Below are 19,193 nucleotides of genomic sequence, written 5' to 3'. Positions count from 1 at the left end.
GCAGGCCGCGGCGGATATTTTTCCCGTTTCGCCCGTTGCCTAGGCGAGGGACGGGTCGCGTCCCGCCAAAGGGGACAACCATTGCGCAACGTCATCGCCGCCGCCGTTCTTTTCGCAGTCGCGGCTTGCGGCCTCAACGGGACAGATCGCGGCAACGACGATTCGGCTGCAGCGGATCGATCGGTCAACGCCACTACGGAAAACCTTGCCGATACGATGGCGTCGCGGGACGGGGGCGACACGATATCGGATGTGCCCAAGATTCCCGATCCGCAGGATCGCCCGATCATGCAGGCGCAGGTCGTCCTTGATCGGCAAGGCTTCGGACCCGGGGTGATCGACGGCAAGATGGGCATGTCCACCACCAACGCGATCGAGGGTTTCCAGGAAGCGAACGGCCTCGACGTGACCGGGGAGCTGGACGATTCCACGAAAGCGAAGCTTGCGAAGTGGGACACGATCCCGGCGACCCGGGTGGTGCGCATTCCGAAGGAGTGGGGAACCCTTGAATATGCGCGCACCCCCGAGAAGCCGGCCGAGCAGGCCAGGCTCGACCGGCTCGGCTACCAGAGCCTCGACGAAAAGCTGGCCGAGCGTTTTCACACCACGGTCGACACGCTGAAGGCGCTCAACCCCGGCGGAAAGCCCGCGGGGATGGACCCGGCGGCGAACGTCCTTCCGGAAGGCGCAGCGTCCCCGGCCGAGTCCGCTTCGCCCTCCGCGACGCCTTCGCCCGACGGTTCGGACAGGGTCCCGCCTGCTGCTTTGCCATCGACCTTCGAGGCCGGGCAACTGGTCCGCGTGCCCAACATCGGTGCCGACCGGATCGCGCCCGGGGCGGTCGACGACCCGGACTGGCAGCAGACGCTTCAGAGCCTCGGCGTTGGGACCGAACAGCCGCAGGTCGACCGGATTGTCGTCAGCAAGAGCGAGGGCACGCTCAAGGGCTACAGCGGATCGGGCAAGCTGGTCGTGGTGTTCACCGTGACCACGGGATCAAAGCACGATCCGCTCCCGCTCGGCGACTGGAAGGTGACCGGCGTCGCGCGCAACACGCCCTTTTCCTATGATCCGGAGCTGTTCTGGGACGTGCCCGACAGCGAGGAGAAGCAGACGCTTCCCCCCGGTCCCAACGGGCCGGTCGGAGTCGTGTGGATCGATCTCAGCAAGGAACACTACGGCATCCACGGCACGCCAGAGCCGCAGACGATCGGCCGCGTGCAAAGCCACGGATGCGTACGCCTGACCAACTGGGACGCGGCGCGCCTGGCCCAGATGGTCAAGCCGGGCACCAGAGTTGAGTTCGGGGCCTGACATGGCGCTCAGGGTTCTCGACCGCGTATTGACGATCGTCGTCACCGCTACCCTTACGAGCGCGGCCTGGATCGTGTTCGGCGGGACGCTGATGGAACGGGCGCGCGGCGTGAGCCAGGTCGAGAAGACGCGCCCGGCCGCCGCCGCGCCAAGTCCCGCGCCCACGGCGAGCGAGGGAGCTCCCGCGGTGCCTTCGCTCGATACCGCCGACCACACGGCGCCGCCCGCCGGCAATCTCTCCTCGCTGATGATCCCGGTGCTGGGCGTGCGACCCGGAGAGCTGACCGACACGTTCACCGACGAACGGGGTGGCGGCGAGCGGCTGCACTCGGCGCTCGACATCATGGCGCCCGAAGGCACCACCGTCGTCGCAACGGCACCGGGCAGCATCGAGCGGCTGTTCCTCTCCGACGCCGGCGGAAAGACGATCTACGTACGTTCATCCGATGGTCGCACGATCTATTACTACGCCCATCTCAAGGACTACGCGCAAGGCCTCAAGGAAGGACAGAAGATTCGCCGGGGCCAGCGACTGGGCAGCGTGGGTTCGACAGGCAACGCCAGTGCCGAGGCGCCGCACCTTCACTTCGCGATCATGCGCACCACCCCGGAAGCCAAGTGGTGGGAACCGGCGACCGCGATCAATCCTTATCCGCTGCTGGCGAAACCCGCGTCCTAGTCCGCCGCGCCGCGGCCGCTGCGCACGCAGCGCATCCTGGCGAGATCGCCGGCCAGGCCCACCGCCTTCAGCGTGCGGGCGCCCGAACGAACGAACTTCATCCCCTGCATCGGTCCGCGGGTGAAGACGACGGTCTTGCCGGTCAGGAGATAGGTTCCCCGGCCTTCCGCGCCCGCATAGCTCGACGCATTGACGATATCGAACCACGCCTCCTGAATCGGAATCGAGGCAAGGCCGGCGGCATCGCCCGGAAGTTCGCACAGGTATCGCCCCGGCTCGAGCGTGCCGAGGCGGCCTTCCGCATGCGCCGCCCCTGCGGCGAGGGGCAGCGCGAGAAGGATCGGAAGAACGTGGCGGGCGACCATGTGCTGCCTCTAGCAAAGCCTTCGAGGGCCCGCCACCGTCCAGCTTGCCGCGGGGCGGGCGAGCCGCTAAGGCGCGCCGCGCAATGCGCCCGCTTTTGCGGCAGCGCGTGGACCATCCGAAACGAAAGCACCCACCCATGAAGATTTCCGGCGTGGACATCCGTCCCGGCAACATCCTCGAATACGAGGGCGGCATCTGGAAGGTCGCCAAGATCCAGCACACCCAGCCGGGCAAGGGCGGCGCCTACATGCAGGTCGAAATGAAGAACCTCATCGACGGCCGCAAGACCAACGTCCGCTTCCGCAGCGCCGACACGGTCGAAAAGGTACGCCTCGACACCAAGGACTACCAGTTCCTCTACGAGGACGGGGACATGCTCGTGTTCATGGACAAGGACACCTACGAGCAGATCAACCTGCCGTCGGACCTGCTCGGCGACGCGCGCCCGTTCCTGCAGGACGGCATGGAAGTCATGCTGGAGCTGTGGGATGAGCGGCCGATCTCGGTCGAGCTCCCCCAGCAGGTCGAGGCGACGATCGTCGAGGCCGACGCGGTGGTGAAGGGGCAGACCGCCTCGTCCAGCTACAAGCCGGCCATGCTCGACAACGGCGTGCGCATCATGGTCCCGCCGCATATCGAAAGCGGAACGCGGATCGTGGTCGACGTCTACGAACAGGCCTACGTCGGCAAGGCGGGCTGAATGGCGCAAGTCGTCACCGGTGTCGCCACCTTCCGGCACGACGAGGCTTGGGAAGGCCGCGACCTGGGCCAGGTCGGCTCGTCCCACGCGGTGCTGCTTTACGCCGACAAGCCCTATCACTGGCACGAGAACAAGCAGGACGAACTGTTCTGTGTGCTTGACGGGACGGTCGACATGGACTTGCGCGACGGGATCGACGGTGCCGAGCGGCGCGTCATCCTCGAGCGGGGCGACATGGCGCTCATTCGCAAGGGCGAGGAGCACGTCGCGCACCCACGCGGCGAAGCGCGCATCCTGATCGTCGCAGGAGGGATCTGATGGCTGCGATTTCCGGCCTCATCCGGGTTATGGAAAAGGCCGCGCGCAAGGCGGGCGGCAAGCTCCGGCGTGACTTCGGCGAGGTCGAGCACCTGCAGGTGAGCCGCAAGGGTCCCTCGGACTTCGTCTCGAAGGCCGATCGCATCGCCGAACGCACGATCTGGGACGAACTCAAGGTGGCGCGGCCCGGTTGGGGCTTCCTCATGGAGGAAGGCGGCGAGATCGCCGGGGACGAAGGCCAGCCCCGCTTCATCGTCGATCCGCTCGACGGGACCAGCAATTTCCTGCACGGAATTCCGCATTTCGCGATCTCGATCGCAGTCCAGGAGCCGGCAGCGGGCGGCAAGGGCTGGGGCGAGGTAACTGCCGCGGTCATCTACCAGCCGATCACCGACGAGACGTTCTGGGCCGAAAAGAGCCGCGGCGCGTGGCTGCACGACGGCCGCCTGCGGGTGTCGAGCCGGGGCCGGATGTCCGATGCGCTGATCGCCACCGGCATTCCCTATGGCGGTCACGGCGACTTTGCCGAATGGGGCAAGGTCCTTTCGGCGATCGGCCCGCAGGTCGCGGGTATCCGGCGCTTCGGCGCTGCTTCGCTCGACCTTGCGTGGGTTGCGGCGGGTCGCTTCGACGGGTTCTGGGAAAGCGATCTGGCACCGTGGGATACCGCAGCCGGGTGCCTGCTCGTGCGCGAGGCCGGGGGCTTCGTGACCGACTACCGCGGTCGCTCGCAGCCGGTCTGCGATCGCCAGGTGCTTGCCGCCAACGACGGTCTGCATTCAAAGCTGCACAAGGCGATCGCGGGCGCGATCAGGGTCTAGCGATCGGCGTCTGCCGCCGCTAAGGCACGGCGCGCTTCGGGTTGCCCCTGTGGCGGAATGGTAGACGCGAACGACTCAAAATCGTTTGTCTTCGGACGTGCCCGTTCGAGTCGGGCCAGGGGCACCAGTGCTTTGGGTGGTCGGTCCGCGGGTTCCCGGAGAGCCTGTCGCACCGTCCTTGCGCTTCTTGCAGCGGGCTGCCGATAATCGCTTGTAATCCCGGGCGGCGTCTGGGATTCACGCGCCCAGATGCTCGACGCACCCAGCTATCACGCGATCGGCGCGATGGTCGTGACGATCGCGATGTTCGTTGCCTTTGCACGCGGCCGCATGAGCACCGAGATCGTCTCGTTGCTGACGATCGCGGTGATCGCGGTCGGGCTCTATTTCTTCCCACTGCCGCACACGCAGCCGACCGACGGGCTCGCGCTCGCGTTCTCGGGCTTCGGGCACTACGCGCTGATCACGATCTGCGCGCTGATGATCATGGGGCGGGGCCTGGTCGTCACCGGCGCGCTCGAACCGTTCGCCCGCGTGCTCGAGCGGGTTTTCAAGTTCAACCAGACGATCGGGCTCCTTGTTTCGCTGGCGATGGCGTTCGTGCTGTCGATGGCGGTCAACGACACGCCGGTGCTCGTCCTCCTGATCCCGATCTTCGTCAGCCTGTCGGCACGCGGGGGGATGGCTGCATCCAAGACCCTGATACCGCTCAACGCGGCCGTGCTCATCGGCGGGATGGCGACGACCATCGGAACCTCCACCAACGTCCTGGTTGTCTCGATCGCGCGCGATCTGGGCATGCCGCACATGAGCGTCTTTCACTTCACGCCGATCGTCCTCACTGCCGCGCTGGTTGCCTTGCCGTATCTCTGGCTGGTCATGCCGCGGCTGCTGCGGGACAACCGCGGCGAGGAAGTCCACGCCGAGCGGCGCTTCGTGGCGCGGTTGCGACTGGGTGAGGACAGCGCACTGACCGGCCAGGAACTCGGCACGGTCCTGCCGCGGCTGCCGTCCGACATCGAGTTTCACGACAATCCCGCCGGCCCGCTCCAGGTTCAGCAGCGGCTGACGATTTCGGGCACTCACAGCGCGCTCGAGGACGCGATGCGCACGCTGAAAGGGGAAGTCGCGCCGTCGTGGGTGATCGACCGCATCCGCCGCAAGTCGTCGGAAACCGGAGAGGACATCGCGGTGGTCGAGATGACCGTGACAGCCGATTCGCGACTGATCGAGCGCACCCTGCCCAGCTCGGGCATCGCCGACCTGTTCGGCGTGGCGGTGCTGGGCATCCACCGTCCGAAGACGCTCCTGGGAGAGCGCGACCACTACAGCGAAGGCGGCGACCTGCGAATCGCGGAAGGCGATGTGCTGCTGGTGATGGGCCTTTCGGAAAACCTCGAATCGTTCGCCCGGGGCGACAGCCTGCTGGTGCTCGAGGGCAAGCGCGAGCTGCCCCGCCGCTCGAAGGCGGTGCTCGCCGCGGCGATCATGGTCGGCTCGGTCGGCCTGGCGTCGGTCGGCCTCCTGCCGATCGCGATATCCGCGCTTGCCGGCGCCATCATGATGTTCGTGACCGGTTGCGTGAAGTTCGACCGGGTGGGCCGGGCACTGTCGGCGAAGGTCATCGTGCTGGTGGCGGCATCGATCGCGATCGGGCGGCTGATCGGCGATACCGGGGCGGCGCTGTGGCTCGGGCAGGCGCTCGCGCTCGGGTTGCAGTTCCTGAGCCCGGCCGCGGTCCTCGCGGCGATCATGCTGTTCGTCACGCTGCTGACCAATTTCGCCAGCAATGCGACCGCCGCCACGGTGGGCACGCCGATCGCGTTCAACATCGCCCAGCAACTTGGCCTTCCGGCAGAGCCGCTGATCCTGGCCGTGCTGTTCGGCTGCAACCTCTGCTACGCGACCCCGATCGCCTACCAGACGAACATGCTGATCATGGGCGAGGGCAGCTACGAATTCAAAGACTACATCCGGACCGGCGTACCGTTGGTGCTCCTGATGACGGCCACGCTCTCGGTGCTTCTCGTCATCACGTACAATATGTGAGGCGGGTTCTTGCGGATCAGTCGAGGCTTTCTGACGGGGCGCCGGACCGGGCCCGCGACGCCTCCAGCAGGGCATTGACCTGGCGCGCCCGCTCGCCGGACTGGGCAGCCCTGTTCGCCGCCTCGCGATCGGCCATGAGGCGCCTGCGCTGCTCCTCGTTCATGGCGTCCCACTGGGCGGTCGTGACCCCATAGACGGTAAAGCCGACGGGCATCCCCGCCTGCGGGGCAGCATAGTTCACTCCGGGGATCACGCCGTCACCGGCAGCGGCGCCGGCGCCGTCCATGGGCTGGCCGAAGCTGCCGTCGAATTCCTCGCTGCCGAAGCTGCCACGGGGGGCGGCCGTCCTGCGGACGAATTCAGGCGGGGCTTGATCGACCGCGGGGCGGGAATCTTCCGCGATCTCGCGAGCGAGCGCCTCGCGGTCCTCGCTATTGGCGAACATGGCAGTCACCGCCGTCAACGCGATCGTGACCGCGGCGAAGTGGCGATAGATGTTCGCCTTGGTCTGCCTTGTCCTGATCGCGCGCGCCATGCCGTCGATAGTAGCGAGCGAGGGTTAAATGCCCGGCAACCATCGATGGTTGCCAACGCGTTGACGGCCGCCGGGGGAAGGGGGTCCCCCGACGGCCGTCGCTCCTCCCCAGGAGATGGTCAGCTCAGGTGTAGGTCCCGAGCCGGTGGTGCAGCGCGTTGATCCGGGCCAGCTCGTCGCGGTCGTCGACCGTGCGGGCGTAGGCTGTCAGAGCGGTGCGCAGCAGCCTGAAGTCGGCGGTCGACAGCAGCGCGCGGGCGCGGCCGGGTTCTGGCGGTCGTTCCTCGGTCATGGTGGTCATCCTCTCTATCCTCAGGCTGCGGCGAACTGGTTCATCGTGTTGTGCTCGCCGCCCGCCTTGAGGGCGGCTTCGCCGGCGAAGTATTCCTTGTGGTCGTCGCCGATGTCGCTGCCGGCCATGTTCTGGTGCTTCACGCAGGCGATGCCCTGGCGGATTTCCTCGCGCTGCACGTTCTTTACGTAGCCGAGCATCCCCTGTTCCCCGAAGTATTCGCGGGCGAGATTGTCGGTGCTGAGCGCCGCGGTGTGGTAGGTCGGCAGGGTAATGAGGTGGTGGAAGATCCCCGCCTCGCGCGCCGCGTCCTTCTGGAAGGTGCGGATGCGCTCGTCGGCCTCGGCCGCCAGCTCGCTGCCGTCGTAATCGACGCTCATGAGCCGATCGCGCTCATAGCCGCTCACGTCCTTACCTGCCGCCTCCCAGGCGTCGTAGACCTGCTGGCGGAAATTGAGCGTCCAGTTGAAGCTGGGCGAGTTGTTGTAGACCAGCTTGGCGTTCGGGATCACCTCGCGGATGCGGGTGACCATTCCGCCGATCTGGCCGATGTGCGGCTTTTCGGTCTCGATCCACAGCAGGTCGGCGCCGTTCTGCAGTGACGTGATGCAGTCGAGCACGCAGCGGTCCTCGCCAGTGCCGGGACGGAACTGATAGAGGTTGCTGGGCAGCCGCTTGGGCCGCAGGAGCTTGCCGTCGCGGCTGATCAGGACGTCTCCGTTGCCCAGCTGCGAGGCGTCGACCTCGTCGCAGTCGAGGAAGGCGTTGTACTGGTCGCCGAGATCGCCCGGTTCCTTGCTGTAGGCGATCTGCTTGGTCAGGCCCGCGCCAAGGCTGTCGGTGCGGGCGACGATGACGCCGTCTTCCACGCCCAGCTCGAGGAAGGCGTAGCGGATTGCGCGGATCTTTTGCAGGAAGTCCTCGTGCGGGACGGTGACCTTGCCATCCTGGTGACCGCACTGCTTCTCGTCGGACACCTGGTTCTCGATCTGGATCGCGCAGGCGCCCGCCTCGATCATCTTCTTGGCAAGGAGGTAAGTCGCCTCCGGATTGCCGAAGCCGGCGTCGATGTCGGCGATGATCGGCACGACGTGAGTCTGGAAGCCGTCGATGGCCGCCTGGACGCGCTTCGCCTCGACCTCGTCACCCTTCTCGCGCGCCTTGTCGAGCTCGCGGAACAGGCCGCCCAGCTCGCGGGCATCGGCCTGGCGAAGGAAGGTGTAGAGTTCCTCGATCAGCGCCGGAACGCTGGTCTTCTCGTGCATCGATTGGTCGGGCAGGGGGCCGAACTCGCTGCGCAGCGCGGCGATCATCCACCCGGACAGGTAGAGGTAACGGCCCTTGGTGGTGCCGAAGTGCTTCTTGATCGCGATCATTTTCTGCTGGCCGATGAAGCCGTGCCAACAGCCGAGCGACTGGGTGTAGGCCGACGGGTCGGCATCGTAGGCCGCCATGTCCTCGCGCATGATCCTTGCGGTGTAGCGCGCGATGTCGAGGCCGGTGGGAAAGCGGTTCTGCAGCTTCATGCGGGCGGCGCTTTCGGCGTCGATCGCATTCCAGCCCTGGCCGGCCTGATCGATCGTCCGGCGGAAGTCGGTGATGCTCGTCTGGTAAGTCATAACGTGTGTCCCGTGAGGAGGAAGTGACATCGGTATGACGCACGAGCCCCCCGTTCACACGAAATATTTACAGGAAATCTTGTCTTAGTGCGGGGATGAGGGCATGATATTCGGTAAAGTTGTAAAGGAAATTACAAATGACCGAAGCCGCTATATTCGCCGGCCCGGCTCTCCGCCGCCTACGCAAGCGCGAAGGTCTGACGCAGAGCGCCATGGCCGCGCGGCTCGGCATCTCGGCTTCCTACCTCAACCTGATCGAGCGAAACCAGCGCCCGCTGTCGGCAAACGTCATCATCAAGATCGTCGACGCGTTCGACTTCGACCCGCGCGCGCTCCGCGAGGACGAATCGATCGGGGGCCTCGACGGGCTGGCCCGCCGCATGGCCGACGAACGCTTTGCCGACCTCGGGATCGACCGCGAGGAGCTCCAGGAGTTCCTCGCCGCCGCCCCGCAGGCCGCGGCCGCGTTCGCCAGGCTCTACGACAACACAGGTCCCGCCGAACGGCGCGACGACCCGACCCAGGCGGCTCGCCGCGAGATCGAGCGCTGGCGCAACCATTTCGCCGACCTCGATACTGCGGCAGAGGGCCTCGCGGATGAACTGCGCCTGTCCCGGGCGGATACATATACCGCGCTCGCCGAGCGGCTGCGCGAGCGGCACCAGCTTGCGATCCGCATCCTCCCGCGCGATGTATTGCCCGACACGGTCCGGCGCCTCGACCTTCACGCACGCCAGCTTCAGATCAACGAGATGCTGGACCCCGCGTCGCGGACGTTCCAGCTCGCCACGCAGATCGCCCTGCTCGAATTTCGCGACCAGATCCGCGCGATCGCCGCTGGCGCGCAATTCGCAGACGAAACCCCGCGGCGGCTCTTCGAGCGTCACGTCACCTCCTACGCCGCCGCGGCGCTCGTCATGCCTTATGGCCGCTTCCTGCGCGCGTGCGATTCGACCGGTTACGACCTGCCGGTCCTGATGCGCCGGTTCGGGGTGGGGTTCGAAAGCCTCGCCCATCGTCTCACCACGCTCCAGCGCGTCGGCCAGCGCGGCCTCCCGTTCTTCATGGCACGGATCGATCGCGCGGGGCAGTTCTCGAAACGATATTCGGGTGCGAGCGGGGCGGCCTGGCTGGAAAGCGATGCGAGTTGCCCCTTGTGGCGCGCGCATCGTGCGTTCGAGCGCGCGGGAGAAATCTGCGTGCAGACCGTTCTGGTCGATGGAAGCGGGGCAGCCCCTGCGCACTGGTTCACCCTGGCGCGCACCGTCGAAGGACGCGGTAACCTGCAAGCGTCGCAATTCGTCGTCGCACTGGGCATCGAGGCGCGGCTCGCGGGCGATCTCGCCCCGGCGCGGGGCGTCTCGCTGCGAGCGGAAGATGCGGTCCTGATCGGACGGGGCTGCGCCGATTGCCATGTCGCGGGTTGCCTGCAGCGTTCGCTCCCTCCGCGGGGCACCGCACTGCAGTTTTCGCCCGTCGAGCAGGGAATGACCCCGTTCCGCTTCGCCGGTTAACCATTCATCGCGGAACCCCCGCGGCCCGGGCCGCGTTTGCGCCGCATTCCACCAGGGAGATTCCCGATGACCGAAGAGCGCATTACCGAAACCCGTGATCCTGTCACGGGCGACACCCACACCACGCACACCGTCATCACCGATGGCGAGACCCGCAGCGGCGGCGGATCGGGCTGGCTTATCGCCATCGTCCTGATCATCGCTGTCATCGCCGGTGTCTTCATCTTTTCCAACATGAGCGGATCCGAGGTCGCGAAGGACAACGCGATCGAGAACGCCGCGAACAATGTCGGGGAGGCGGCCCAGCAGGTCGGCGATGCCGCGCAGGACGCCGCGGACAACCTCAACACCAACTAGACCCCTGCTCCAGTGTCGCTGCGGGACGCCTGATAAGGTCGTTCCGCAGCGAAACCGGTGCTCATCCTGCGTGACGGTCGCAGGCGATCGGGATCAGGTGTAAAGTTTACCGACATTTCACATCTCGGCCCTAGGGGTTCGTTTACCGTAACTGGAGCGCCCCGGACCGAGACGATGATCCGTCTTTTCAAGCATTACATCCCGCACGCGGTGATGCTGCTCGGGCTGTTCGACCTCGTCCTGCTGCTCGTCGCGGGGGAGTCCGCATGGCTCCTGCGCGCTTCCCAGATCGGGACTGAAGCAGGCGTCATTGGCGACCGCTTGCCGATGCTCGCGGGGTTCGCGGGCACCGTCTGGCTGGCGATGATCGCTGTGGGCACGTACGGTGCCGATGCCCTGCGCTCGATGCGCTACGCGGGGGCGCGTCTGCTCGTCGCGGTAAGCCTCGGGATCATCGCGCTTTCGGTCATCGAGTTCATGCTGCCGGGGCACACCTTCTGGCGTTCGACGCTGCTCTACGCGATGATCTTCGCGATCGGACTGCTGATGGCCAACCGGATGCTGGTGGGCAGCGTGATCGGTACCGCGGCGTTCCGGAGGCGGGTCCTGGTGCTCGGCGCGGGAGAGCGTGCCCGCCGCATCAAGGCGCTCGCCGAACGACCGGAGAGCGGGTTCGCCGTGGTCAGTTTCATCGGCATGAACGAAGGCACGCCGCAGCTCGACGAAGCGATCCCGCGCAGTGCCATCCATGACCTGGGACGCTTCGTCGAGAACATCGGCGCGAGCGAGGTCGTCCTCGCCCTCGAGGAGCGGCGCAACTCGCTTCCGTTGAAGGATCTCCTGCGGATCAAGACCCACGGGGTTCACGTCAACGACTTCTCGAGCTTTCTCGAGCGCGAAACCGGCCGGGTCGATCTCGACACGCTCAACCCGAGCTGGCTCATCTTTTCCGATGGCTTTTCGAGCGGCAGGATGCTGTCGAGCGCGGCGAAGCGGGTGTTCGACATCGTCGCGAGCGGGCTGCTGCTGGCGCTGACGTTTCCGCTGATCGCGGTGTTCGCCCTGCTGGTCAGGATCGACAGCAAGGGGCCGGCCTTCTTCCGGCAAACCCGCATCGGGCTATACGGACAGCCGTTCACCGTGCTCAAGCTGCGCTCGATGCGGCTCGACGCGGAAGCGGGCGGCGCGAAGTGGGCGGAGAAGGACGATCCGCGCATCACCCGGCTCGGACGGTTCATCCGCAAGGTCCGGATCGACGAACTTCCCCAGGTCTGGACCGTGCTTGCCGGGCGGATGAGCTTCGTCGGTCCCCGACCCGAAGTTCCGGCCTTCGTCACCGATCTCGAGGACAAGCTGCCCTATTATGCCGAACGTCACATGGTGAAGCCGGGGATCACGGGATGGGCCCAGATCAACTATCCGTATGGCGCCAGCGTCGAGGACGCGCGCGCCAAGCTCGAATACGATCTCTACTACGCCAAGAACTATACCCCGTTCCTTGACCTCCTGATCCTGCTCCAGACGGTCCGCGTGGTGCTCTGGCCCGAAGGAGCCCGCTGAGATGGGGCACGCCTCGATCTGGCAACTTGTCGGGTTCTTCCTGAACCTGGGCGGCGCAGTGGCCTGTGCGGTCGTGGTCCTGGTACTTGCGAAGCGCAGCGGCCAACCCCGGCGCGAACGCAGCGCGGTGATCGCCGCGATCGCGCTCAGCGCCGCCTGGTGCGTGACCAACGCGGCCTGGGGGCCCGGCACGAGCTGGGCCGGCCTGATCGATTCGGCGCGCAACCTCGCGTGGCTGCTGGTCCTGTACCGGTTGTTCGGCAACGATGGCCGCGACCACAGCCTCGCGCCGATCCGGCCGCTCGTCTTCGTGCTTGCTCTCGTGGAATGCCTCCAGCCTGCCATTCTCGTGCTCGACCTGCGCTTCGGCCACTCGGCACCGGTCCACGCGGTCGCGCTCTCGATCTCGGTACTGCTGCGCGCCCTCGTCGCCGTGGGCGCGCTGGTGTTGCTGCACAACCTTTACGCCGGCGCTTCGAGCGTATCGCGGCAGGTCCTCCGCTGGCCGGCGGCCGCGCTGGCCGGAATGTGGGCATGGCAGCTAAACCTCTATGCGCTGACGTGGATCGGCGACAACTTTCCGCCCGAGCTGGTCGCGCTGCGGGGCCTCGTTGCCGGAATGGTCGCCGTGCTGTTCGCCATCGGGGCAAACGCCCGCGCGGCCGAGCTCAGGATCCTCCCCAGCCGGACAGTGGCGTTCCAGTCGCTGTCGCTCCTCGTCATCGGCGGATACCTGGTCGCCATCACCCTCATCGCGCAATCGCTTAGCCTTCTGGGCGACGGAGTGACGCGCTTGGCGCAGGTCGGCTTCCTGTTCGCCGCCGCGACCTTCGCGATCCTGTGGCTGCCGTCCAAGCGAGTCCGGGGCTGGTTGCGGGTCAAGGCTTTCAAGCACCTGTTTCAGCATCGCTACGATTATCGCGCCGAGTGGCTGCGTTTCACCGGTACGATCGGCCGTGCCGGTCCGGACGCCCCGGCGCTGCCGATCCGCGCCGCCCAGGCTCTCGCCGACATCACCGACAGCCGGGGCGCGGTCCTGCTTCTGCCTGCCGACGAGGGCGGCCTCGCGCTCGCGGGGTGCTGGCAATGGAGCGACTTCAGGGTGCCCGCGGTTCCGTTCGAGACGGGTCTGCTTGCCTGGCTCGAGCGAACCGGAACCGTGGTCGAGCTGGACGAAGCCCGGGACGGGCAGGAGGGGCTCATGCCAGACTGGCTGGTGCGCGACGCGCTGGCCTGGGCAGTGGTCCCGCTCGTCCATTTCGGCCGGCTCGTCGGGGTGGCGATCCTGGCTCGTCCGCCGATCGCGCGGCGACTCGACTGGGAGGATTTCGATCTTCTCAAGGTCGTCGGGCGGCAGCTTGCCAGCTACATCGCCGAGCAGGCCGGTCACGAGGCGCTGATCGAGGCTTCGCGGTTCGACGAGTTCAATCGCCGGATGGCGTTCGTGATGCACGACATCAAGAACCTCGCCAGCCAACTGTCGCTGCTTGCCCGCAATGCCGAGCGTCACGCCGACAACCCCGAATTCCGCGCCGATATGCTGGTGACCCTGACCAAGAGCGTAGGCAAGCTCAACGCGCTCATCGCCCGCCTCGGCCGCTACGGCGCGACGGGGGGTGCGGCCCGGGCTCCGGTCGACCTCGCGCTCGTCGCCGAGCGTATCGCGGAGCGATATGCGGGGACTCATCCTGTCGAGGTCACGCGCGCCGACCGCTGCCTCGTGCTCGCCGATTCCGAAGCCCTCGAACAGGCTCTGGTGCATCTCGTCCAGAACGGGATCGACGCCAGCCCGCCGGACATGCCGGTCTATCTCGAAGTATCTTGCGACGGCTTGCAGGGGCGCCTCGAAGTGGTCGATTCCGGCACGGGCATGAGCCCGCAATTCGTCCGCGAAAAGCTGTTCAGGCCCTTCGTTTCTTCCAAGGACGGCGGCTTCGGGATCGGGGCCTTCGAGGCGCGTGAGCTCATCAGGGCGATGGGCGGCCGGCTCGACGTCGAATCCCGCGAAGGGCTGGGCACCCGCTTTGCGGCAGTTCTGCCGCTTTCAGCCGCCGCCGGTTTCATCGGCGGGCGGCAGACCGCTCAAGAGGAGGCCGCCTGATGGCCCAGCACAGACAGAAACTGCTCGTGGTCGAGGATGACGAGGGCCTGCAGGCGCAGCTCAAATGGGCCTACGAGGATTTCGACGTGGTCATCGCCGGCGACCGCGAAAGCGCGCTCGCCGCATTGCGCAGCGACGAGCCGGCGGTCGTCACGCTCGACCTGGGCCTTCCTCCCGATCCCGACGGCACAAGCGAAGGGTTCGCGGTGCTCGACGCCATAATGGCGCTGAAGCCGGATACGAAGGTGATCGTCGCGTCGGGCCACGGCGCGCGGGAGAGCGCGCTTACCGCGATCGAGCGGGGAGCGTACGATTTCTACCAGAAGCCGGTCGATATCGACGCGCTCGGCCTCATCGTGCGCCGTGCCTTTGCGCTGTACGAGATCGAGGCCGAGAACCGTCGCCTCGCGGCGAAGGTCGGCGAGGACAAGACCGTACTCGGCTCGCTGATCACCGCTGCCCCCGAAATGGCGAAGGTCGCGCGCACGATCGAGCGGGTGGCCAACACCAAGGTGTCGGTCATGCTCCTGGGGGCGAGCGGCACGGGCAAGGAACTGCTCGCCCGCGGCCTGCACGACGCGAGTGACCGGCGCAGCGGCGCGTTCGTCGCGCTCAACTGCGCCGCCATTCCCGAAACCTTGCTCGAGGCGGAACTTTTCGGGCACGAAAAGGGCGCCTTTACGGGCGCCGTCAAGAGCACCGAAGGCAAGATCGAACAGGCACACGGCGGCACCCTGTTCCTCGATGAAGTCGGCGACATCCCGCTTGCCCTGCAGGTCAAGCTGCTGCGGTTCCTCCAGGAGCGCACGATCGAGCGCATCGGCGGGAGAACCGCGATCCCGGTCGATACCCGGATCGTCTGTGCCACGCACCAGGACCTTGAAGCGATGATCGCCTCGGGCACGTTCCGCGAGGACCTGTTCTATCGCCTTGCCGAGATCGTCGTGCGGATTCCCACTCTCGCCGAGCGCCCCGGGGACGCGGTGCTGCTCGCCAAGGCTTTCCTGCAGCGGTTCGCCGCCGAGATGAACCCATCGGTCAAGGGATTCGCGCCAGACGCGCTGGCAGCGATCGACGGATGGGGGTGGCCCGGCAACGTGCGCGAACTCGAGAACCGCGTGAAACGCGCGGTGATCATGACCGACAGCAAGTTGGTGGGCGCAGAAGATCTCGATCTCGCTCCCGAGGCGGGCGACGAGGCGGCCGAAGTGCTCAACCTCAAGAGCGCGCGCGAGCGGTCCGACCGGACCATGATCCGCCATGCGCTTGCGCGGAGCGAAGGCAACATATCGAGCACTGCCAAGCTGCTCGGGATCAGCCGGCCGACTCTCTACGATCTCATCAAGCAGTATGATCTCTCGACGTAGCCTCGCACTCGCGCTGGCGTGCGCGCTGGCGGGCTGCGGAGAACCCACGCCGGACGGGCCGTCGCCTGACGACTGGCGCGGCCTGCTTGCCGCGGGCGACGGGATCGGCGCCGAAGCGGCCCTGCGCCGCGCGATCGAAAACGGCACTCCGGCCGACGAGTTGGCCCCCTGGATGGGTGAGGCCGAACTTCAGCAAGGCGACCTTCTCGAAGCGGAGCGGTGGCTCGCCCAGGGCGCCTTCGCGCCCCGGAGTGCGGCACATGGCTTCCATATGCTCGGCCGGCTGCGCATGCGGCAGGGCGACCTGCCGGGAGCGGGCCAGGCGTTCGACAAGGCCCTCGCCACAAGCCCCGACGAGCCCGGGCTGTGGGTCGATATCGGCCGGTTGCGCTGGCGCGGCGGAGAGCAGGCGGAGGCGATCGCGGCGTCAGAACGCGCGCTGGCCGCTTCCCCGGATGACCCGGCGGCGCTGCTGTTCCGGGCGCAATTGCTACGCGATTCGGGCGGCAACGGGCTGGCGCTGCCCGTGATCGAGCGCGGGCTTGCCGCGTCGCCCGGCGACCCGGACCTGCTGGCCGAGCACGCGGCCACGCTCGGCGAGCTTGGCCGCGCGAGAGAAATGCTCGCGGCGACCCGGCTTCTGGCGAGCGCCGCGCCGAGCGATCCGCGCGCGCTTTATCTGCAAGCGGTGCTCGCGGCCCGGGCAGGGCGGTACGACCTTGCGCGCAGCCTTCTCCAGCGCAGCGGGGGCAGCGCGCAGGAGGTGCCGGGGGCGGCGATGCTCCTTGCGGTCGTGGACATGGAGAACGGCAACTTTGCCACCGCGGCGCAGGGTCTCGACGCGCTCTTGCGCCGCCAGCCCGACAATCGCCGTGTCCGGCTGCTCCTGGCGCGCGCGCTGGCCCTCGGGGGCAACCACCGCGAACTGATCGCGCGCTTCGGCGCCGAGCCGGATACGCCATACATGTCGATGCTGGTCGGACGTGCATACGAGGCGATGGGAGAACGCGAGAAGGCAGCACCATACATCGACGGCGCGCTTGCGGGGGGAGCGTTGCGCATCGTTCCCATCGGCGCCCGCAGCGGATTGGACGTCGCCCGGCAACGCGGAAGCGGCAACGGCCCGAGCGTCGTCGCCCTCGTCCGCGCGCTCATTGCGGCGGACCGCAAGGCCGAGGCACGCTCGGCCAGCAGGACCTTTCTTGCCGCGCACCCGGGGTCGGCGGATGCCGCCGCGCTGGCCGGCGACGCGGCATTCGCGGCAGGCGATCCGGTGGCTGCGGCCGCAATGTATCAACGCGCCGCCGCGATCCGCCGCAACTGGCCCCTCGTCAAGCGCATGGCGGCCGCGCTCGAACGGGCGGGACAGCCCGATGCCGCGACCAAGGCAATCGCGGCGCATCTTGCGGGAGAGCCAGCCAACGCCGACGCGGCCGCCCTCCTCGGTCGCCGACTGCTCGATCGAGGCGAAACGCAGCGAGCGTCGACCCTGATCGACCAGGCGCGGTTGCGCGGGCGCAATGATCCCCTGCTCAGCCGCCTGGGAGTAAGCTGACCGCCTCGACAATGCGCGCGCGGAGCGCCAAGGGCGCGGGCATGCGCCTCTTCGCGAAGATCGACCTCATGGTGCGCCTGCTGCTGCTGGCGATCCTGCTTGCGAGCGTTCTTCCGGCAACCGGCGAGGCGCGGCTGATGGCGCAATGGGTGTCCAACGCGGCGATCTTCGTGCTCTTCCTGCTCAATGGCCTGCGGCTGCCGCGCCACGAAGTGATGGAAGGGCTGGGGCATTCGCGGTTCCTGCTGCCGGTTGCCCTGTGGTGCTTCGGCGCGATGGCGCTCTTCGGCAAGGGACTCGCGGTGGCGCTTTCCGGCGCTCTTCCGCCGCTGGTCGCGCTCGGGTTTCTCTACCTCGGCGTGCTTCCGTCCACGGTTCAGTCGGCCACGGCATATTCCTCGCTCGCCGGCGGCAACGTGTCCCGTTCGGTGGTCGCGGCGGCACTGACCAACATCGTCGGCGTTTTCGCGTGCGCGCCGCTGTTTGCTGCGCTCGGCGGCGGCGGGGCGGTGGAACTGGGCCTTGCCGGCCTCGGCAAGGTGTTCGGGATCCTGATCCTGCCGTTCGCGATCGGCCAGGTCTTGCAGGGCCGCCTCAGGTCGTGGGTGGACGGTCACCGCGGGCTGGTAACGTGGATGGACCGGCTGTCGATCGCGATTGCCGTCTACGTCGCGTTCTCGGGAGCGGTCGAGCAGGGCTTGTGGACCCGGGTGGGTGTTGGGGAATGGGCGCTGTTGCTTGGTGCGGTCAGCGCGATGCTGGTCTTCGCGTTCGCGGGATCGTGGGGCCTCGGCGGCGCGATCGGGCTCGGCCGTCCCGAGCGGGTCGCGTTCCTGTTCGCGGGTGCGCACAAGAGCGTGGCGATGGGCGCGCCGCTTGCCGCCGTGCTGTTCCCGCCGCAGGTCGCCGGAATGGTGCTGCTGCCGTTGCTCGCCTACCACCTGCTCCAGCTGGTGGTGAGCGCCCCGATCGCTAATCGCCTCGCGGCGCGTCCGGGCCGTGCCCCGGATTGCGCCGGTTGAAGCGGACCGACCACCATAGCGACAGCCCGATAAGGACGGCCCCAATCAGTCCGGTGGCGGTTTCGGGAATGTGCCACTTCGCCGAAAGCAGCATGATCGCGCCGAGCGCGATGATCGCCCAGAACGCGCCATGCTCGAGGTATCGGTATTGCGCCAGCGTGCCTTTCTCGACCAGGTGAATGGTCATCGAGCGGACGAACATGGCCCCGATGGAGAGGCCAAGCGCGATCACGATCATGTTGTTCGACAACGCGAATGCGCCGATCACGCCGTCGAAGCTGAAGCTCGCGTCGAGGACGTTGAGGTAGAGAAATCCGCCCAGCCCGCTGCGAACGACCGAGCCGGCGATTCGCTGCTTTTCCTCGTGCAGCTCGAGTATCGTCGACACTCCTTCGACCGCGATGAAGGTTACGATGCCGAGGATGCCGGCAACGACGAAAGTCAGCGCCTCCTCGTCCGGCAGCAGCAGCGAAACGCCCCAGATCGCCAGCAGGAGGAGGCCGATCTCGGCGGCGGGCAGAGCCCCGAAACGGCCGAGGAACCGCTCGACCACGCCCATCCAGTGCACGTCCTTCTCGCCGTCGAAAAAGAACTTGAGGCCGACCATCGCCAGGAACGCGCCGCCGAAGCCCGCGATGCCGACGTGCGCGCTCGAGACGAGCCGCTCGTATTCGTCCGGGTTCCCGAGCGACAGTTGCACGGTGTCGACCGGCCCGATCCCCGCGGCAATCGCGACGATCGCGAGAGGAAACACTACGCGCATCCCGAACACGGCAAAGGCGATGCCCCACGTCAGGAACCGCTTTTGCCAGACGCGGTCCATGTCCTTCAGCACCGAGGCGTTGACCACCGCGTTGTCGAAGCTGAGCGAGATCTCCAGGATCGACAGCACGAAGATGATCCAGAGCATCTCGGCCGTGCCGGTCATGCTGCCCGTGCTCGATATGCCGTACCACGCGCCGAGCCCGAGGCAGACGAGGGTGAAGACGAGCGATAAGCCGTAGTAACGCTTGAGCGTGTCCAT

At 67.1% G+C, this 19,193-nt stretch carries 18 protein-coding genes and 1 tRNA gene; 14 read left to right on the top strand and 5 right to left on the bottom strand.

What is annotated here, in order from left to right:
* Nucleotides 1-81 precede the first annotated feature (81 nt).
* Nucleotides 82-1,314 (top strand): L,D-transpeptidase family protein, encoded by a 1,233-nt coding sequence (locus tag N0B51_RS03900; protein ID WP_259960916.1) that lies wholly within the window; start codon nt 82-84, stop codon nt 1,312-1,314.
* Nucleotide 1,315: 1 nt separating this feature from the next.
* Entirely contained in the window at nt 1,316-1,993 is a 678-nt protein-coding gene (locus N0B51_RS03895) for a M23 family metallopeptidase (protein WP_259960914.1), read from the top strand.
* Here N0B51_RS03895 and N0B51_RS03890 read toward each other — a convergent pair.
* Nucleotides 1,990-2,358 (bottom strand): hypothetical protein, encoded by a 369-nt coding sequence (locus N0B51_RS03890; RefSeq protein ID WP_259960913.1) that lies wholly within the window; start codon nt 2,356-2,358, stop codon nt 1,990-1,992. The two genes, N0B51_RS03895 and N0B51_RS03890, sit on opposite strands and share 4 nt — an antisense overlap.
* A gap of 137 nt (nt 2,359-2,495) precedes the next feature.
* Here N0B51_RS03890 and efp point away from each other — a divergent pair, with 137 nt between their 5' ends.
* The 5 genes from efp (at nt 2,496) to N0B51_RS03865 (ending at nt 6,247) form a co-directional block, all read left to right on the top strand.
* On the top strand, nt 2,496-3,059 hold the full coding sequence (gene efp, locus N0B51_RS03885) for an elongation factor P (protein WP_259960912.1): 564 nt from the start codon (nt 2,496-2,498) through the stop codon (nt 3,057-3,059).
* Entirely contained in the window at nt 3,060-3,377 is a 318-nt protein-coding gene (locus tag N0B51_RS03880; protein WP_259960911.1) for a cupin domain-containing protein, read from the top strand.
* On the top strand, nt 3,377-4,198 hold the full coding sequence (locus N0B51_RS03875) for an inositol monophosphatase family protein (RefSeq protein ID WP_259960910.1): 822 nt from the start codon (nt 3,377-3,379) through the stop codon (nt 4,196-4,198). Before N0B51_RS03880 ends, N0B51_RS03875 begins: the two co-directional genes overlap by 1 nt.
* Nucleotides 4,199-4,241: 43 nt before the next feature.
* Nucleotides 4,242-4,325: transfer RNA gene (locus tag N0B51_RS03870), tRNA-Leu, on the top strand.
* A gap of 122 nt (nt 4,326-4,447) precedes the next feature.
* Nucleotides 4,448-6,247, top strand: a complete 1,800-nt coding sequence (locus tag N0B51_RS03865) for an SLC13 family permease (RefSeq protein WP_259960909.1) — start codon at nt 4,448-4,450, stop codon at nt 6,245-6,247.
* 16 nt (nt 6,248-6,263) lie between these two features.
* Here the strand turns inward: N0B51_RS03865 and N0B51_RS03860 are convergent, their stop codons facing one another.
* The 3 genes from N0B51_RS03860 to N0B51_RS03850 all read right to left on the bottom strand — a co-directional run bounded on the left by N0B51_RS03860 (nt 6,264) and on the right by N0B51_RS03850 (nt 8,693).
* A complete protein-coding gene (locus N0B51_RS03860) occupies nt 6,264-6,782 on the bottom strand; it encodes a hypothetical protein (protein ID WP_259960907.1) in 519 nt (172 codons plus the stop codon).
* Between the two features lie 124 nt (nt 6,783-6,906).
* Nucleotides 6,907-7,083, bottom strand: coding sequence for a hypothetical protein (locus N0B51_RS03855; protein ID WP_259961496.1), 177 nt, complete (start codon nt 7,081-7,083; stop codon nt 6,907-6,909).
* 11 nt (nt 7,084-7,094) lie between these two features.
* Nucleotides 7,095-8,693 carry an isocitrate lyase gene (locus tag N0B51_RS03850; protein WP_259960906.1) on the bottom strand — a complete coding sequence of 533 codons (1,599 nt, stop codon included), beginning with the start codon at nt 8,691-8,693 and terminating at the stop codon, nt 7,095-7,097.
* A gap of 137 nt (nt 8,694-8,830) precedes the next feature.
* Here N0B51_RS03850 and N0B51_RS03845 point away from each other — a divergent pair, with 137 nt between their 5' ends.
* The 7 genes from N0B51_RS03845 to N0B51_RS03815 all read left to right on the top strand — a co-directional run bounded on the left by N0B51_RS03845 (nt 8,831) and on the right by N0B51_RS03815 (nt 18,169).
* On the top strand, nt 8,831-10,207 hold the full coding sequence (locus tag N0B51_RS03845) for a helix-turn-helix domain-containing protein (RefSeq protein ID WP_259960904.1): 1,377 nt from the start codon (nt 8,831-8,833) through the stop codon (nt 10,205-10,207).
* Between the two features lie 66 nt (nt 10,208-10,273).
* Complete coding sequence (locus N0B51_RS03840) at nt 10,274-10,564, top strand: hypothetical protein (protein WP_259960903.1); 291 nt, start codon at nt 10,274-10,276, stop codon at nt 10,562-10,564.
* Nucleotides 10,565-10,738: 174 nt separating this feature from the next.
* A complete protein-coding gene (locus N0B51_RS03835; RefSeq protein ID WP_259960902.1) occupies nt 10,739-12,124 on the top strand; it encodes a TIGR03013 family XrtA/PEP-CTERM system glycosyltransferase in 1,386 nt (461 codons plus the stop codon).
* Between the two features lies 1 nt (nt 12,125).
* A complete protein-coding gene (prsK, locus tag N0B51_RS03830) occupies nt 12,126-14,225 on the top strand; it encodes an XrtA/PEP-CTERM system histidine kinase PrsK (RefSeq protein ID WP_259960901.1) in 2,100 nt (699 codons plus the stop codon).
* Nucleotides 14,225-15,592 carry a PEP-CTERM-box response regulator transcription factor gene (gene prsR, locus N0B51_RS03825; RefSeq protein ID WP_259960900.1) on the top strand — a complete coding sequence of 456 codons (1,368 nt, stop codon included), beginning with the start codon at nt 14,225-14,227 and terminating at the stop codon, nt 15,590-15,592. Before prsK ends, prsR begins: the two co-directional genes overlap by 1 nt.
* Nucleotides 15,576-17,147 (top strand): tetratricopeptide repeat protein, encoded by a 1,572-nt coding sequence (locus tag N0B51_RS03820; RefSeq protein ID WP_259960899.1) that lies wholly within the window; start codon nt 15,576-15,578, stop codon nt 17,145-17,147. The genes prsR and N0B51_RS03820 overlap by 17 nt, the downstream gene beginning before the upstream one ends.
* Nucleotides 17,148-17,188: 41 nt before the next feature.
* Entirely contained in the window at nt 17,189-18,169 is a 981-nt protein-coding gene (locus N0B51_RS03815; RefSeq protein ID WP_259960898.1) for a bile acid:sodium symporter family protein, read from the top strand.
* Here the strand turns inward: N0B51_RS03815 and N0B51_RS03810 are convergent.
* Nucleotides 18,120-19,193, bottom strand: coding sequence for a DUF475 domain-containing protein (locus N0B51_RS03810; RefSeq protein ID WP_259960897.1), 1,074 nt, complete (start codon nt 19,191-19,193; stop codon nt 18,120-18,122). The two genes, N0B51_RS03815 and N0B51_RS03810, sit on opposite strands and share 50 nt — an antisense overlap.

The sequence above is a fragment of the Tsuneonella litorea genome (assembly GCF_025154015.1).
Lineage (GTDB): Bacteria > Pseudomonadota > Alphaproteobacteria > Sphingomonadales > Sphingomonadaceae > Tsuneonella > Tsuneonella litorea.
This window is presented reverse-complemented; position numbering and strand designations above follow the sequence as displayed.

What these genes read in the sequence shown, in the direction of transcription:
- N0B51_RS03880 (WP_259960911.1), top strand. Translation starts at nt 3,060, where the DNA reads ATGGCGCAAGTCGTCACCGGTGTCGCCACCTTCCGGCACGACGAGGCT.
- N0B51_RS03875 (WP_259960910.1), top strand. Translation starts at nt 3,377, where the DNA reads ATGGCTGCGATTTCCGGCCTCATCCGGGTTATGGAAAAGGCCGCGCGC.
- N0B51_RS03810 (WP_259960897.1), bottom strand. Translation starts at nt 19,193, where the DNA reads ATGGACACGCTCAAGCGTTACTACGGCTTATCGCTCGTCTTCACCCTC.
- N0B51_RS03895 (WP_259960914.1), top strand. Translation starts at nt 1,316, where the DNA reads ATGGCGCTCAGGGTTCTCGACCGCGTATTGACGATCGTCGTCACCGCT.
- N0B51_RS03860 (WP_259960907.1), bottom strand. Translation starts at nt 6,782, where the DNA reads ATGGCGCGCGCGATCAGGACAAGGCAGACCAAGGCGAACATCTATCGC.
- N0B51_RS03845 (WP_259960904.1), top strand. Translation starts at nt 8,831, where the DNA reads ATGACCGAAGCCGCTATATTCGCCGGCCCGGCTCTCCGCCGCCTACGC.
- prsR (WP_259960900.1), top strand. Translation starts at nt 14,225, where the DNA reads ATGGCCCAGCACAGACAGAAACTGCTCGTGGTCGAGGATGACGAGGGC.
- N0B51_RS03855 (WP_259961496.1), bottom strand. Translation starts at nt 7,083, where the DNA reads ATGACCACCATGACCGAGGAACGACCGCCAGAACCCGGCCGCGCCCGC.
- efp (WP_259960912.1), top strand. Translation starts at nt 2,496, where the DNA reads ATGAAGATTTCCGGCGTGGACATCCGTCCCGGCAACATCCTCGAATAC.
- prsK (WP_259960901.1), top strand. Translation starts at nt 12,126, where the DNA reads ATGGGGCACGCCTCGATCTGGCAACTTGTCGGGTTCTTCCTGAACCTG.
- N0B51_RS03865 (WP_259960909.1), top strand. Translation starts at nt 4,448, where the DNA reads ATGCTCGACGCACCCAGCTATCACGCGATCGGCGCGATGGTCGTGACG.
- N0B51_RS03890 (WP_259960913.1), bottom strand. Translation starts at nt 2,358, where the DNA reads ATGGTCGCCCGCCACGTTCTTCCGATCCTTCTCGCGCTGCCCCTCGCC.
- N0B51_RS03850 (WP_259960906.1), bottom strand. Translation starts at nt 8,693, where the DNA reads ATGACTTACCAGACGAGCATCACCGACTTCCGCCGGACGATCGATCAG.
- N0B51_RS03820 (WP_259960899.1), top strand. Translation starts at nt 15,576, where the DNA reads ATGATCTCTCGACGTAGCCTCGCACTCGCGCTGGCGTGCGCGCTGGCG.
- N0B51_RS03815 (WP_259960898.1), top strand. Translation starts at nt 17,189, where the DNA reads ATGCGCCTCTTCGCGAAGATCGACCTCATGGTGCGCCTGCTGCTGCTG.
- N0B51_RS03840 (WP_259960903.1), top strand. Translation starts at nt 10,274, where the DNA reads ATGACCGAAGAGCGCATTACCGAAACCCGTGATCCTGTCACGGGCGAC.
- N0B51_RS03835 (WP_259960902.1), top strand. Translation starts at nt 10,739, where the DNA reads ATGATCCGTCTTTTCAAGCATTACATCCCGCACGCGGTGATGCTGCTC.